General features: G+C 43.1%; 14 protein-coding genes. 1 reads left to right on the top strand and 13 read right to left on the bottom strand.

What is annotated here, in order from left to right; all coding sequences use genetic code 11:
* Positions 1 to 2: 2 nt before the first annotated feature.
* The 8 genes from HMPREF0556_RS10580 to HMPREF0556_RS10545 all read right to left on the bottom strand — a co-directional run bounded on the left by HMPREF0556_RS10580 (position 3) and on the right by HMPREF0556_RS10545 (position 7,811).
* Positions 3 to 1,919 (bottom strand): GW dipeptide domain-containing protein, encoded by a 1,917-nt coding sequence (locus tag HMPREF0556_RS10580; RefSeq protein WP_003758438.1) that lies wholly within the window; start codon positions 1,917 to 1,919, stop codon positions 3 to 5.
* Positions 1,920 to 2,130: 211 nt separating this feature from the next.
* Positions 2,131 to 2,589 (bottom strand): thioredoxin family protein, encoded by a 459-nt coding sequence (locus tag HMPREF0556_RS10575; RefSeq protein WP_003758436.1) that lies wholly within the window; start codon positions 2,587 to 2,589, stop codon positions 2,131 to 2,133.
* 18 nt (positions 2,590 to 2,607) lie between these two features.
* The gene (locus tag HMPREF0556_RS10570) at positions 2,608 to 3,582 is read right to left on the bottom strand and encodes a biotin--[acetyl-CoA-carboxylase] ligase (RefSeq protein WP_003758434.1); all 975 of its coding nucleotides are present in this window, start codon (positions 3,580 to 3,582) and stop codon (positions 2,608 to 2,610) included.
* Complete coding sequence (locus HMPREF0556_RS10565; protein WP_003758432.1) at positions 3,566 to 4,753, bottom strand: CCA tRNA nucleotidyltransferase; 1,188 nt, start codon at positions 4,751 to 4,753, stop codon at positions 3,566 to 3,568. The genes HMPREF0556_RS10570 and HMPREF0556_RS10565 overlap by 17 nt, the downstream gene beginning before the upstream one ends.
* 34 nt (positions 4,754 to 4,787) lie before the next feature.
* Positions 4,788 to 5,579, bottom strand: coding sequence for a 4-hydroxy-tetrahydrodipicolinate reductase (gene dapB, locus HMPREF0556_RS10560; RefSeq protein ID WP_003758430.1), 792 nt, complete (start codon positions 5,577 to 5,579; stop codon positions 4,788 to 4,790).
* Complete coding sequence (locus tag HMPREF0556_RS10555) at positions 5,576 to 5,908, bottom strand: nucleotide pyrophosphohydrolase (RefSeq protein ID WP_003758429.1); 333 nt, start codon at positions 5,906 to 5,908, stop codon at positions 5,576 to 5,578. Before HMPREF0556_RS10555 ends, dapB begins: the two co-directional genes overlap by 4 nt.
* 153 nt (positions 5,909 to 6,061) lie before the next feature.
* On the bottom strand, positions 6,062 to 7,171 hold the full coding sequence (locus tag HMPREF0556_RS10550; protein WP_003758427.1) for an NAD(P)/FAD-dependent oxidoreductase: 1,110 nt from the start codon (positions 7,169 to 7,171) through the stop codon (positions 6,062 to 6,064).
* Entirely contained in the window at positions 7,164 to 7,811 is a 648-nt protein-coding gene (locus tag HMPREF0556_RS10545) for a uracil-DNA glycosylase (RefSeq protein WP_040486770.1), read from the bottom strand. Before HMPREF0556_RS10545 ends, HMPREF0556_RS10550 begins: the two co-directional genes overlap by 8 nt.
* Positions 7,812 to 7,903: 92 nt before the next feature.
* Here HMPREF0556_RS10545 and HMPREF0556_RS10540 point away from each other — a divergent pair, with 92 nt between their 5' ends.
* Positions 7,904 to 8,905, top strand: a complete 1,002-nt coding sequence (locus HMPREF0556_RS10540; protein WP_003758424.1) for a serine hydrolase domain-containing protein — start codon at positions 7,904 to 7,906, stop codon at positions 8,903 to 8,905.
* Here the strand turns inward: HMPREF0556_RS10540 and HMPREF0556_RS10535 are convergent.
* The 5 genes from HMPREF0556_RS10535 to HMPREF0556_RS10515 all read right to left on the bottom strand — a co-directional run bounded on the left by HMPREF0556_RS10535 (position 8,902) and on the right by HMPREF0556_RS10515 (position 13,634).
* Complete coding sequence (locus tag HMPREF0556_RS10535; protein WP_040486768.1) at positions 8,902 to 10,185, bottom strand: BaiN/RdsA family NAD(P)/FAD-dependent oxidoreductase; 1,284 nt, start codon at positions 10,183 to 10,185, stop codon at positions 8,902 to 8,904. The genes HMPREF0556_RS10540 and HMPREF0556_RS10535 overlap by 4 nt on opposite strands.
* Before the next feature lie 125 nt (positions 10,186 to 10,310).
* Positions 10,311 to 10,994 carry a zinc metallopeptidase gene (locus HMPREF0556_RS10530; protein WP_003758420.1) on the bottom strand — a complete coding sequence of 228 codons (684 nt, stop codon included), beginning with the start codon at positions 10,992 to 10,994 and terminating at the stop codon, positions 10,311 to 10,313.
* A gap of 146 nt (positions 10,995 to 11,140) precedes the next feature.
* Positions 11,141 to 11,740 carry a DUF1405 domain-containing protein gene (locus tag HMPREF0556_RS10525; protein WP_003758418.1) on the bottom strand — a complete coding sequence of 200 codons (600 nt, stop codon included), beginning with the start codon at positions 11,738 to 11,740 and terminating at the stop codon, positions 11,141 to 11,143.
* Positions 11,741 to 11,812: 72 nt separating this feature from the next.
* The gene (locus HMPREF0556_RS10520; protein WP_003758416.1) at positions 11,813 to 12,352 is read right to left on the bottom strand and encodes a ReoY family proteolytic degradation factor; all 540 of its coding nucleotides are present in this window, start codon (positions 12,350 to 12,352) and stop codon (positions 11,813 to 11,815) included.
* A 28-nt stretch (positions 12,353 to 12,380) separates the two neighbouring features.
* The gene (locus HMPREF0556_RS10515) at positions 12,381 to 13,634 is read right to left on the bottom strand and encodes a tetratricopeptide repeat protein (RefSeq protein WP_003758415.1); all 1,254 of its coding nucleotides are present in this window, start codon (positions 13,632 to 13,634) and stop codon (positions 12,381 to 12,383) included.
* Positions 13,635 to 13,656 lie beyond the last annotated feature (22 nt).

Genomic DNA, 13,656 nt, shown 5'->3' with positions numbered 1-13,656 from the left:
ATTTAAAATCTAATTACTCGTATAGAGTCTCCTTTTTCATGAGCCTTTTTAATATTCCTTTTATAGTAATCTTTCGTATGCCCCGCCATATACAAAGTCTTATTACTTTTCTCCACAGCTATCATCGAGTGATAGTATCGCTTTCCACCTTTTTTCTTAAACTGAATAATATCTCCCGGTCTCGCATAAGAAATGGCAGAGTTAACATTTTTAAAACTCCTCACCGGTTTTCTTTTCGACCAATAAGCAGCAAAATCAGACACATTTATCCAAGAAGAGGAAACAGCGATTTCGTGATAGTCTGTCCAGACATTTACGAAACGATGTACATGTTGACTATACCAGTAAGACTCTGTTTTGTAGATATTACGCGGCACAGGTTTTTTAACTTTTTCGGACATCCGACCATTATACACACATTGAGAAACAAAATTCGTACAATCAACACCTTCACGGCGATAATTTTTATTTCTGTGCTTCCCCCATTTCTTCGCATACGCAATCGCCCGCTTCCGGTTATACCCTTTAGCCCTAAAAGCGGTAATATCGCTCTCGACAATATCATTATTCTCGATTTCTTCTTCCTCTGCGATTCGATTTAACTCACGGACCGTAGTATTTTGTTCCGCGATCAAAGGAGACTTGTCCTCGTCTTTTTCATCCGAAATTTCAGCTGTTTGCCGGCTTGAAATAGTAGCCTTTTTTTCTGCTTTTTCATCTGGCTCCGGCGTAATCAAATTCTCATCATCGATAATCGGTTCTTCTACCAGATCATCGTCTAAGTCGACCGAACTTTCGGTTTGCTCTCCTTCTGGAAATGCTTTTTCAGAAGGGGTGGATGTGTGCTTATGCAGATATTCGCTTAGGTAAGCGGTGATAATATCATAATCTTCCCGCTCTGCCAAATCATTGTCGCTATCCTCTAGTAATTGTTCGGTCGCAAAATTTACAAATGCTTCCGAATTTATCTTCATCGCTTTGTTATTCAATTTTAAATACGTTTGAATCACGTTCTCTACCTGTGCTACTTTAGAATCTTCTGTTAAATAGGTCGTTAAGTGTTCCGGCTTTATCCAGCCAAGTTGTTTTCCATCTTTTTCGATAAGCAAATATTTGGTTTCTCCTGCGCTTGATTTCAGGATGCGCTCTTTACTTACATGAACGGTATTGGAGATATAGCCGTTAATATCGTACTCCGTTCCCGATCCGTTAACAGGATTCCAATCTCCTTTGTAAATATTATCGTTGCCTTTGGCGATGATCACCTTATAGGAAACCGGTTTGTCCACATATGTAAGCGGCGTGTATAATTTGGTTCCCGCTTTATCTATCCAACCCACTTCTTTATAGGTGGAACCAATGAAAGAATAAATATTGAGCCAAGTGACTTTATTATCCGTTACGATTTCTCTTCTAACTTGTAAACTAAAATTATAATAGGGAGCAGATGTCCCGACTTTTTTAGCCCCCGGTGTGTTATGTGGCCCTTTACTGTAGATGCCGTCACTTTTCCTTGTGATCGTAGCAAAGTAATTCACGTCTTTTTTAGAAGTGATTTTTCGAAAATCGGCGCCTTGTTTGATCGCTTTTTTATCCACCCAACCGATCGTTTTTCCATCCATGTCTTTAAAATTTACCCATGTTCGTTTATTGTCGGTGACCCATTCATTGACAGCTTGATATTTTTTACCTATGTATTGTACTGAATTCCCTAACTTTTTCGCGCCCGGTGTATTATATGGTGCATGCCCAAAAACATTATATGTCGTGCTTGTTTTTACAATATCCATCGAATAATGAACATTCTTTTTAGAAGTGATTTTACTTGCAGCAGCTTTCCCTTGCAGCGGTAATGGAGGTATTAGGATAACGATAGTCAGTATAACGAGTAGTAATTTCTTGAGAAGTGTTTTTTTCATTTGTAAGCTCCTTTGGTGTAAGTTAACACAAATACTAAATGAAATCTTTTTGTAATGCAAGCGAAATTATTGATATAATTAAGGAAATTTAAATTATTTCTCAGTATGGTTAGAATGATTACCTTTATTGTTTCTATTCGTACCAAATAGAACAAGCAAGCTGATGCTAATAAAAAAGCAGCAGGAAATTATTTTCCCACTACTTCCTTTATTATTTATACTCCTTAAGCCAATCCGCTAATTTCTTTTTATCCGGTGTTGGTGAATAGGTAGCTTTTACTTTTCCATCTTTCATCGCTACTAGAGTAGGAACGGAATCAATATCGTATTTTTTCAGCAGTGCAGTCATGGCCTTCTCATCGACTTTTCTAGCTTTATCAACATTATAATAATCGATTTTACCAAGCTTTTGTTTTTTTACTTCCTTTTGAAACATCGGTTGAAAAGCTTGGCAGTCTTCGCATGTCGGTCTACCGACATAAATAATTTGACTGGCTTTATTTTTGACTTTTGTCTGCCAATCGTTTGGGGTGATCACATGCAGAAAATTTTTGCCTGCCGCTTCGGTTTGCTTGGCTTTTTCAGCCGCTGTTTTTGAGTTCGCTCCCCCACACGCACTTAATGTAACTAGCGCGGCAACCGCGACGAACATGGCGATCCATTTTTTCATTTTTCTATTTTCCTCCCCTTATTCCTTATCGAATTCAATATCCGCAGAATAAATTTCATGAATGACACCTTGCGCGTCCTCCATCAGTAGCACTCCTTCGTCTGAGATGCCTTTTACTTTCCCGCGGATACTTCCTTTCAATGTGCTGGCGATCATGGTTGACTGAAATGGGATCGCCTTGGATTCCCATAATAATTTGATTGGTTCAAATCCTTTTTCTGTATATAGCTGATAATATTTTTCAAAATAAAGCATGGCTGCTTGAAATAAGATAGTTCGAGAAACGGTTTCCCCGATTTCCTGACGCAATGAGGTAGCTTTGTTTTTTATTTCATCTGGAAAAGCGGCTTGGTTGACATTGATGCCGATTCCCAAGATAAGTGCTTCGATCTGGTCTGCTTCTGCCTGCATTTCCGTGAGCACTCCACATACTTTGCGTTTACCAATATAAATATCATTGGGCCATTTGATTTGCGGCGTTAGATCCGTTACTTTTTCAATTGCTTCAACAATCGCGAGTGAGGCAATGAAAGTAAATTGTGGTGCTTTTGCGATTGGGATATCTGGTTTTACGATGAGACTCATCCAAATACCTTGTCCTTTTTGCGAATCCCAGTTACGGTTCATTCTCCCTTTTCCCGTTTCCTGCTGATCACCAACGATCACTGTACCTTCCGGCGCCCCGTCGTTAACAGCCTTTTTTGCAACTAGTTGCGTAGAACCCACCGTTTCATAGAAGTAGAGGTTTTTCCCCATGAAGGTAGTAGCTAAATTTAAGAGCAGGGCATCGCGCGTGTATTGTTCCGCAGAAGCGCGCAGACGATAACCTTTATTGCGTACTGCTTCAATCAGAAAGCCTTCCGTGCGAAGCTGTTCCATTTGTTTCCAGATCGCTGTTCGAGAACAATTCAAATGATCCGCTATTTTTTGACCAGATAAAAAGTCATTTTCGTGCGCTTGGAATAATGCTAATAATCTATCTCGATTCTTCATCTACGACCCACCTTTTGATTGCATCCGACGTATTAGATAAACGACCTTGCACAATCTCTTTTTCTAATTTTTCAATTGTTATTTTCAGCCATTTGCCAGGTGCTTTCCCCGTCCAAGCCATCAAGTCCCGTCCGTCTGCCATTAATTCGTCGCGACTATGAATGGGCAGTTCGCCGTATTGCTTCAATAATTCATTTACTACTCCATCTTTCGCATACATGATCTCAAAAGCTGATCCTACTAAGCAAAGAACCTGCTCTCCGGCATAATAGAGATCTGTAGCTGTCCATTCCTCCGGATAATCCATCAAGCGTTCATAAGCTTTACTCACTACCTGAATGGTTTTATTCGATAATTTCCACGCTCGGAGAAATTGACTGGCGGATTCAGGTTTTACTGCCGCTGCAAGTAGCAGCCATGTTGCTAGTTCGTCTTGCAATTTGCTGAAATGCCATGTTGCTAGCTGCAGCAATGCTTCCTGTTTTCCTTGCAGTCCGGGCAAATAGACTTCTACACCGCTATCCACCAACAGTTTCAGTGCCTTGTTCACGGCTTTTCCTTGGAGAAGCTTGACCCATTCCGTTGTTTTTCGCTCCACCGCTGTATGCGCTAATAATGCTTTATTCTCTTGAAGCGCCTGCCGCGTTGCCTGATCCAACTGAAAGTCCAGTTGACTGACAAAACGGATCGCCCGCATCATCCGAAGCGCATCTTCGTGAAACCGTTCGTGTGGATCTCCGACAGCACAGATTTGTTTGGCAGTGATCGCTTCTTTTCCACGAAAAGGGTCAATAAACCGGCCTGCTGCATCCATCGCGATCGCATTCATTGTAAAATCACGGCGCCTCAGGTCTTCTGTCAATGAACGGATGAAAGTAACTTCTTTTGGCCGCCGAAAATCTTCATAGGTACCCTCTGTACGAAAAGTCGTTATTTCATAGAAGGTGCCATTTTCTCTGACAGTGACCGTCCCATGCTCAATACCTGTATCATATGTCTTTGGAAAAATCTCTTTTACCTCTTCAGGAAAAGCGCTCGTTGCGATATCGACATCGGCGATCTTTCTGCCAATGAGAAAATCGCGCACCGATCCGCCGACAAAATACGCTTCAAAGCCGGCAGCCGTTAATTTTTGTAAGACTGGCAAGGCTTGTTTGAAAATCTCGTCCACGTGTCCTCCTCCTAAACAGCACTATAAGCGGCGCTTAATCTAAAATATTTTCTAGTCCATAAATCAATGTAGCTAGTTCTGCAGTTTTGCGGATGGAGAGTGCTACGCCAGACATGAAAGATTCGCGGTGATACGAATCATGGCGAATCGTGAGCCCTTGTCCTTTAGCACCAAAGATAACTTCTTGATGGGCAACAAGTCCCGGCAGGCGAACACTGTGGATCCGCATACCGTCAAATTCTGCTCCCCTTGCTCCTGGAATCGTTTCTTCTTCACCTTCTGCGCCTTGCGAGATCGCTTTCCGTGTTTCGGCCATCATTTCAGCTGTTTTTCTCGCTGTACCGCTTGGGGCATCCAGTTTTTGATCATGATGCAGTTCGATGATCTCCACATTCGGGAAATATTTTGCTGCTTTTTGGGCAAACTGCATCATCAATACAGCGCCAACTGCAAAGTTAGGTGCAATGATCGCACCGGTTTTTTTCGATTCTGCGATCTCTGTTAATTCCTGCAACTGTTCCGTAGTGATTCCAGTTGTTCCGACCACTGCTCGAACACCGTTTTCCAAAATCGTTTTCGTATGTACGTATCCCACTTTTGGTGTCGTAAAATCAACGACACATTCCGGCTCTGCAGCTTTCAGCATGGCTTGCATATCGCCAAAAACAGGCACATCCAGCTCACTGAATGCTGTCACTTCATTGATGTTTTTCTCGCTGGGTTCATGATCCAATACGGCTACGAGTTCCATGTCCTCTGCCGCTAAGACCGTTTTGACTACTTCATGTCCCATTCTGCCTTTAAAACCAGATACTGCTACTTTCATTTGTCTTCCTCCTTTAAAGTCCAACGATTTTTATCTCGTGTATTGAATTTATTCATCACTCCGTCATGCGCGGCTTCTAGATCAACACCCAAAGAATTTGCCATGCAAATCAATACAAATAAACAATCGCCTAATTCCTCTTCGATTTTTTTCTCGGTCTCTGTTGTTTTTTTCGGTTTTTCTCCGTAGTAATGATTGATCTCTCTCGCAAGTTCGCCCGTTTCTTCGGTAATGCGCGCCATCATTGCTAACGGCGAAAAATAGCCTTCTTTGAACTGACCGATATGGGCATCTACTTCTTGCTGGAGCGCTTGCATCGTTTTCGCCATTGTCTTTTCCTCCGCTCATTTTATGATTGCTTTTATTATACCTAAGTTGGCAGTTAATTCCAACTGACGCTATTTGGGAAAATCATGTTTCCACGTAGTGAAAACATCCTTTTTGCTTTAAGAAAAAACTGATTTTCAAGCTGCTTTATAAGGCTAATTATTTTTTATATACTTTTGCGGATCATATAAAGAAAGCGCAAGTGGAAGTTCGTTTTCTAACGCCATGTCTGCCAGTAGTTTTCCAACATAAGGCCCTGTCGTCAGCCCTGAAGCACCTAATCCGTTAGCCACGTAAATATGTGCTTGACCCGGCAAACGTCCCATGAAGGGCGTAAAATCATTCGTATACGGTCTTGTACCTACTGTAATTTCTTTTCGTTCCCAATCTCTGAGCTGCGGCATAAACGTTTCCAGATCGGCAAGGATCTCTTCAGCTGCTACTTCTGTTGGTATTCGATCGAAGCCTTTACCTTTTTCATGTGTAGCTCCAATCAGCAATTCACCAGCGCCAAAAGGAACGATCGACTTGCTACTTGGAGGCAATATCACCGGCCAATCTTCTGTCAAAAGTTCTGGGACTTGGAGCCGTAACAGTTGTCCTTTTTGTGGCACAACGTCGATTTGATAGGCTGTCTGTTCAAATAAAGCCGGTAGCCATGCACCAGCCGTGAGAAATATTTTATCTGCCCGTACATTCGCGCCGTCCACAAGCAGATTCAATTCTTTGTCAAAAGAAGCGGTTCCTTTATGATACACAGCACCATGAGCAAATGCCGCTTGCAATAGGCTTTCCGTATACTGTTTTCCTTTGATCCGAGCTCCTCCACTGACAAAAACAGCGCCATAATCAACTGAAAGGAAAGGATAACGCGCCTGTAGTGCTTCCGCGTCCCAAGTCGTGATCGCTCCGATTTCTGGTGCCTCTTTTCGCCGTTCATGCGCCAACTCTTCTAGCGCCATTAATTTGGTAGTGCTGTCGCGAAGTAAGAGCGCGCCAGTTTGTTTGTAACTGCTTTTCCGATTGGTCAACCGCTCGATTTCTGTTGTTAATACGGGGTAGTATGCCGCACTTTGTTTGGCTAGTTCGTACCAAATTTTATTTCTTCGTTTCGAGAGCCACGGACAAATGATACCCGCTGCTGCTTTCGTTGCCTGACCTGGTTCTTCTTTATCGATGATTGTCACTTTAGCGCCGGTTTTTGCAAGATGATAAGCCGTACTCGCTCCTACGATCCCAGCACCAACGACGATATATTCATGCATCTTTCTTCCTCCCTATGTAGATCGCGATCTTGTCCCAGTCTTGTTCCATCAACGGCAACAGTTTCCGGTTGTAAAAAATAGCAGCAGGATGAAAAGTCGGGATGACAGTATAGTCTTTTTCCGTCCAATCGTATTGTTCCTTTGTTTGATTCCAAAACTGGATCGGTCCCTGATAAACGGTACCATGCGCAGCTGATACCGACCAGTCGCTTCCAAGCAGCCGCTTTAAACCAATATTTCCAAGCGTGACGATGACTTCCGGTGAGCTGGTTTCAATCTCATAATCTAGGACTGGTGCGTGCGCAATGATCTCTCCTTTATTCGGCGTGCGGTTATATCGTTTCCATTCATTGCGCTCCGTTTTGCGGTCCCATTTTTGCCTTTCTTTATATGGTCGGCTGCGAACGGCGCTGGTGATATAGACCTCATCACGCTGCACATTGGCGCGTGTCATCATCTTTTCCAGTTCTTTTCCTGCCCTACCAGTGAACGGGACGCCAGTATGGATCTCTGTTTCTCCCGGCGCTTCGCCTACCAGCATCAGCGTCGGATGTTCGACATCAGGACTGATGACAAAGCCTTCTAAAGCATAATTCGCTGCCCTTTTTTTGACAGTTTCGATCAATTTCTTTGGCAACATGGCTTTCCCTTCTTTCTGCTGAAAATGATTTATTTGAAATTTAGCTGGCGAACATGTCATAATAAGAAAAAAACGAAAAGGAGCTGATTCTCTTGTTTACACAAACGATCAAAGAGCTAGAGGACCTTTATAAGCAAGGAATCATCCCTGGTATCAGCTATCGGCTTTACTCCCCTGAAACTGTCTATTCGCATGTAGATGGCTGGAAGCAGACTGAACCTGCGCCGATTCCATTAGATGCAGCGATATCGTACCGTTACGATATCGCCTCCTTGACCAAAGTGATCGCAACGACAACAAGGATGCTTCAGCTTTTAGAAACCAAACGCGTGCATCTTCATGATACCGTGAGTACTTATCTGCCGGAATTTCGTTTCCCAGACGTAACGCTTTCTCAGTTGCTCACACATAGCTCTGGTCTTGCAAAAAACATTCCCGGCTACACGATCGAAACACCTGCTGCGGTCAAACAGTATTGTTATGATACCCCACTCCAAAGCGAACCAGGTTCTAAAGTCGCGTATGCCGATGTCAATTTTTTACTACTTGGTTTTATTATCGAGCAACTCGACGGAGACTTTGCCGCCAGCATCCAAGCAAATGTCATCGATCCATTAGGATTAAAAGAAACAGGATTTGCTCCGATAGCTGCTGATGTAGCGATCCCCACTGAATGGACGCGTGATCGTGGTCTTATCCAGGGAGAAGTCCATGATTACAAAGCATGGCGCAATGGTGGAGCCGCCGGTCATGCTGGTCTTTTCAGTTCGCTAACGGATCTAGGACGTTTCGTTCACTGTCTGTTGTTTGACAGCGGCAAACCGCTTTTTCAAACTACCGACTGGCAACGGTTGATTTCAACCAAACAGACCCCCAGTGGGGTGTTTGACCGAGCAATTGGTTGGGATCTAATAGCCACAGGTGATCATTACGCCAGTTACCATACTGGTTTTACGGGGACTTTCATTATAATCGATTTTATAAAACAAACGGCACTGATTGCTTTAAGTAATCGCGTCCATCCTACAAGAAACAATCCTGCTTTTTTAGAAGCACGCAATCACATCGTTACGACTTTTCTCTCCGAAAGTTAATTGTTTTTCGCACGCCAATAGCTACTAGCTGTTTCCGCTGCATACTTGCCGGCAGTGTGGCCGGTCACGAGGGCGCAAGTAATATTATAGCCACCAGTGTAGCCATTGATATCAAGGATTTCTCCGCAGAAAAAGAGTCCCGGCATTTTCTTTGACTCCATTTTACGAGGGTGGATCTCTTTTACCGAGACACCGCCTCCGGTCACAAACGCTTTCTCAAAATCAAGCGTTCCAGTCACATCAAAGCGAAAATCTTTCAGTAATGCGATCAGCTTCTCTATTTTTTTGGAGCTGATTTGTTTGTATTCTGCCAATGGATCGATTTGCGCGCGTTCCAGCATAAAGAGCAGCAGTTTTTCCTGTAGTAAATTAGGAAGCGCGTTTTTGATCGCTTTTTTCTCGTTTTCCTGCAGCAGTTTCAGCACACGCTGACGAAGTGCTTCTGCTGACAACTCTGGGAAAATATCCAGTTTCATTGGCACAGCTTGCTTTTGTTTTTTCATTTCGCGCTGCACAAACATGCTGCATCGCAAAGCTGCTGGACCAGAAACGCCAAAATGCGTGAAGATCATATCCATTTGATGCGTAATAACGGGCTTTCCTCTTTGATTCAAAACAGACAAGGCCACGTCTTGCAGCGAGATTCCCTGCAACGTACGCTCCTTGATGAACGCTTCATTCGAGGTGATCGGAACTTCTGTCGGATAAAGCTCTGTAATCGTGTGCCCTGCCGCTTTTGCCCAAGCATAGCCGTCTCCGGTCGAGCCAGTTCGCGGAACGGATTTCCCACCGACGGCAATGATAACTGCTGGAGCACTGATCTCCTTACCATCTTCCAGTTGGATCCCTGCTACTTTTTCAGCTTCATATCGGACTTTTGCCACCTTGGTTTTCATGAAGATATCCACTTGATATTTTTCGAGCTGCGTGATCATGGCTTCTGCTACAGACCGCGCACTATTAGAAACTGGAAACATTCGGCCATGGTCTTCTTCTTTCAGCGCAACGCCCAGCCCTTCAAAGAAAGCAATGATCGACTCATTATCGAAATCGTGAAAAGCACTATATAAAAACCGGCCATTTCCGGGGATATGACGAATGATCTCTTCCACGGGCAATCGATTGGTGACATTACATCTGCCCCCGCCGGAAAGAATCAGTTTTCGTCCTAATTTCGGTCCTTTTTCAACTAATAAAACCTTTTTATTGTGGCTTGCTGCACTGATGGCAGCCATGAGTCCAGAAGGTCCTCCGCCTATTACTATCACATCATAATCCATGTCATAACTCCTTTTTTGTTTTCGCTTGTTAAGTATATCAATTTCCCTATCGTTACTCAAGGATAGAAACCAGTTGTCAAACGCAAAAAAACCGCTCTCCCATGAGGAAAGAGCGGTCTTTTTTATCAGCTGCGGTTGCTGTTCGTGAAAATCAAGATCAAACGAAGCAGCTCCAAGACAGCTACTGCCATTGCAGCAACATAAGTCATCGCCGCGGCACTCAATACTTTTTTCGCGTGTGGTAGCTCTTGGCTGGTAACGATATTCAAACCCTCGATTTGAACGAGTGCCCGTTTGCTGGCATCGAATTCAACTGGCAAGGTGATCAGTTGGAATAATACACCAACCGCCATTAAAATAATCCCGATCAGCATCACACCTCGAATTTGAGCAATCATTCCGATAATCAAGAAAATCCAGGCCGAGTTCGAGCTGAACATCGTTACCGGAACGAGCGCTGAACGGAAACGCATAAAGGCGTAATCTTCCGCATCTTGGATCGCATGTCCGACTTCATGAGCTGCGACTGCGGAACCAGCGATCGTTCTGCCGGAAAAATTAGCTTCGGATAAGAAAACTTTTTTCTTACCGGGGTCATAATGATCGCTCAAAAATCCGGATGTCGGTTCGACAGCCACATCATGTAAGCCATTTTTATCTAAAATCATCCGTGCGACTTCTGCCCCAGTCAGACCGCTCTGTACGCCTACTTGCGCATATTTGTTATAAGTCGATTTCACTCGGTACTGTGCCCAGATCGGCAAAGCAGCCACAATGATAAAATACACAATGTAATTAGTAATTGGCATAGGAACATTCTCCTTTTATAAATTAACTTTATTAACTATATTATAAATTGTCCTAACTTTCCCCGCAAGTGCTTTTGCTCTAAATGAGTAAAATCTCATTTTCAGTGGGAAATTTAGCTAAAAAATGGCTTATTCTCATTGGATTTTCATTTTTGAAGATGCGAAAAATCGAGTATAAACCGATTTTTTCGAAGTCCACGAATGTAAACAAGAGCAAGCACCGCGATCGTGAGCCAAAAGGTAAAATATCCGATGATCGGCAGATAATGCTCCAATCCCATGTAGATCGGCATCTGCCCAAACACATAATCGATCACATCGTTGTGCAAGACCCAAATCGCCGCGACAGCAAAGTGCCAAAAACGAAAACGGAAATAAGGAATAAAAATCACTGCTTCCACTGCCATGAATGCGTGTGTTCCTGCCAGCATCAGGCTGGTCCAATAAAAATTTCCGTCGTGAAACATCAAAAACACATTCATCCCAACTGCCCAGGTCCCATATTTGATCAGCGTGACAAGTGCCAATGCTTCCATCAACGGCCAATGTCTGTGCAGTAAAATGCTCCCTAATGCAAATAGAAAAAAGAGCAGCGCTGTTGGACTATCCGGTACAAACAGCCAGTATTTTGGCGCCGTGATCTGCAGCTGCGGGATATACCAGATATAACCATAGATCGTGCCCAAGAGATTGCCGATAAATAGCAACCATAAAAAACTTTTTTTGTTAAGCAATGTATGTAGCACCTGTTCCTCTCCTTTTTAAAAAATCAGCTTGCACGCCTTTTCAGAAAAGGGGGTCAAGCTGATTCTATCTCACTATTTTTCTTTTAATTGGTGATAGGCTTCTGCCAATTTATAAAAGTCTTCTTCATTACGCTCATCTAATGCTTTATCGACTTGTTTCATGAGGTTTTCCTTTGCAAATACCGAGATACTCTCATCTAAGAAGGTTTTCGCTTCGTCTTTCGCTTCGTCATCGAGATGGAGCAAGGCATGCGGATTTTCTTCGCGGACAAGCGCATATTCGGGAGAAAGCCGGGCGCCGGAGAAATGGAGTTCGATATAAAGATCTTCATCCCAATTCAACCGAATATCGTGAAATGCTTTTTCCGGATCCGTAGTGACAATGTTTTCTTTAAAAAAACGAAAAGGTTCTGCGTTGCTGCCATGTGCACCTAATGAAAGACCGCGCTTATATCCTTCTAGGCTATCTACGAAATGGGCATACTTCAGTATCTGGTCATGACCAGCGATATAATTGAGTACCCACATGGATTCTCTGATCTTCATTTGATGATTATCCAACAACCACCTGATAAAATCTTTTTTGTCATTAATCGAAATAGATGCTTTCATATCCTTATCTCCTCTCCGTAATGAGGTCTTATTCCAGTAAAGAATCGATTTCCTGATCGTCTGGTTCAAGTGCTAAGTAAGCACGCAACAGTGCTTCTGATTGTTCTATTTCCCCTTCTTCTCGCAAGAATAAACCATATTCTCGTAAAAAAGTAGGATTTTGCTGGAAGTGTGTGGCAGCTGCTTCGTAGTTTACTTTGGCTTTATTATAATTTTCTGTTTCCTGATAAGCAAGTGCTAGATCCCAGAAAAGTTGAGGTTCTTTGACGATGTCCTCATCAAGCTGTTCGCCCAGCTCGATCACGCCTTCATAATCTTCTTTCGCGAGCAGCAGTTTATTAAGCGCAAGAATCGCTTCGGCATATTCCTCGTCCAGTACAATGGCTTGTCGAAGATAGTTTTCCGTATCTCCAAGCAAATGTAAACTTTCAGCGAGTTTAGCTGCCTCAAGATATAGCTCTTTATTAAACTCATCTTGTACGAGTCCTTCTTTCAATACTTCAAGCGCCTGCTCCGGCTTATTGTTTTCTTGGTAACTCTTCGCCAGATAGGTATATAAAGTGGTATAAGCCGGATCATGTTCTTTTAGATGCTCCAATGCATGGATGGCTTGGGTATATTCCTTTGCTTGGTATGCTGTAAGTCCATAACCGAATAATGTATCCATCGATTCATTCTCAGCAGTTGCTTTTTCATAATAAGGCAGTGCTTCTTCAAACGCACCACTTGCGGATAAGGCTTCCGCGATACGCTCGTAGACAGATACATGAGCAGCTTCAATAAAAGTGATGCCATTATCTAAGACCGCTTGATAACTTTGGACACTGGAAGCAAATCGGCCTTGTGACAGATAATATTCGCCTAATGCAAAGTCGATGATCGGTTCATCTGGAGCAAGCTGTTTCGCGTCTTGTAGTTTGCGTTCACTAACTTCGAACAACCCCTGCATTTGGTAAAGATCAGCTAAGACCAGTAGGCTTTCTAAATACGCTTCATCTTGTTTGTCCACTTTTTCCAAATACGCTTGGGCACTCTCGATATCGTCTTTTTCCAGTGCTACCTCGGCTGCACGCACAAGCAGTTCGCCTTCATCTTTATATTTGGCAAGTAGTAATTCATACAGATCTTCCGTTTCGTTTAAAAATCCCAGACTGAATAACTGTTCCGCTAAAAAGAACTGCTCTTCATCTGATCCATTTTGCAGCACTTCGTTAAAATAACCTTGTGCTTTTTTTATATCTTCATGCTCTAAGGCATGGAGCATTTTTTCTGCATTTTCCATTACGTAACCCCTCGTCTATAAA

This window comes from Listeria grayi DSM 20601, from assembly GCF_000148995.1.
Lineage (GTDB): Bacteria > Bacillota > Bacilli > Lactobacillales > Listeriaceae > Listeria > Listeria grayi.
The sequence above is the reverse complement of the archived record's forward strand: the minus strand, read 5'-3'. Positions and strand labels throughout refer to the sequence as shown.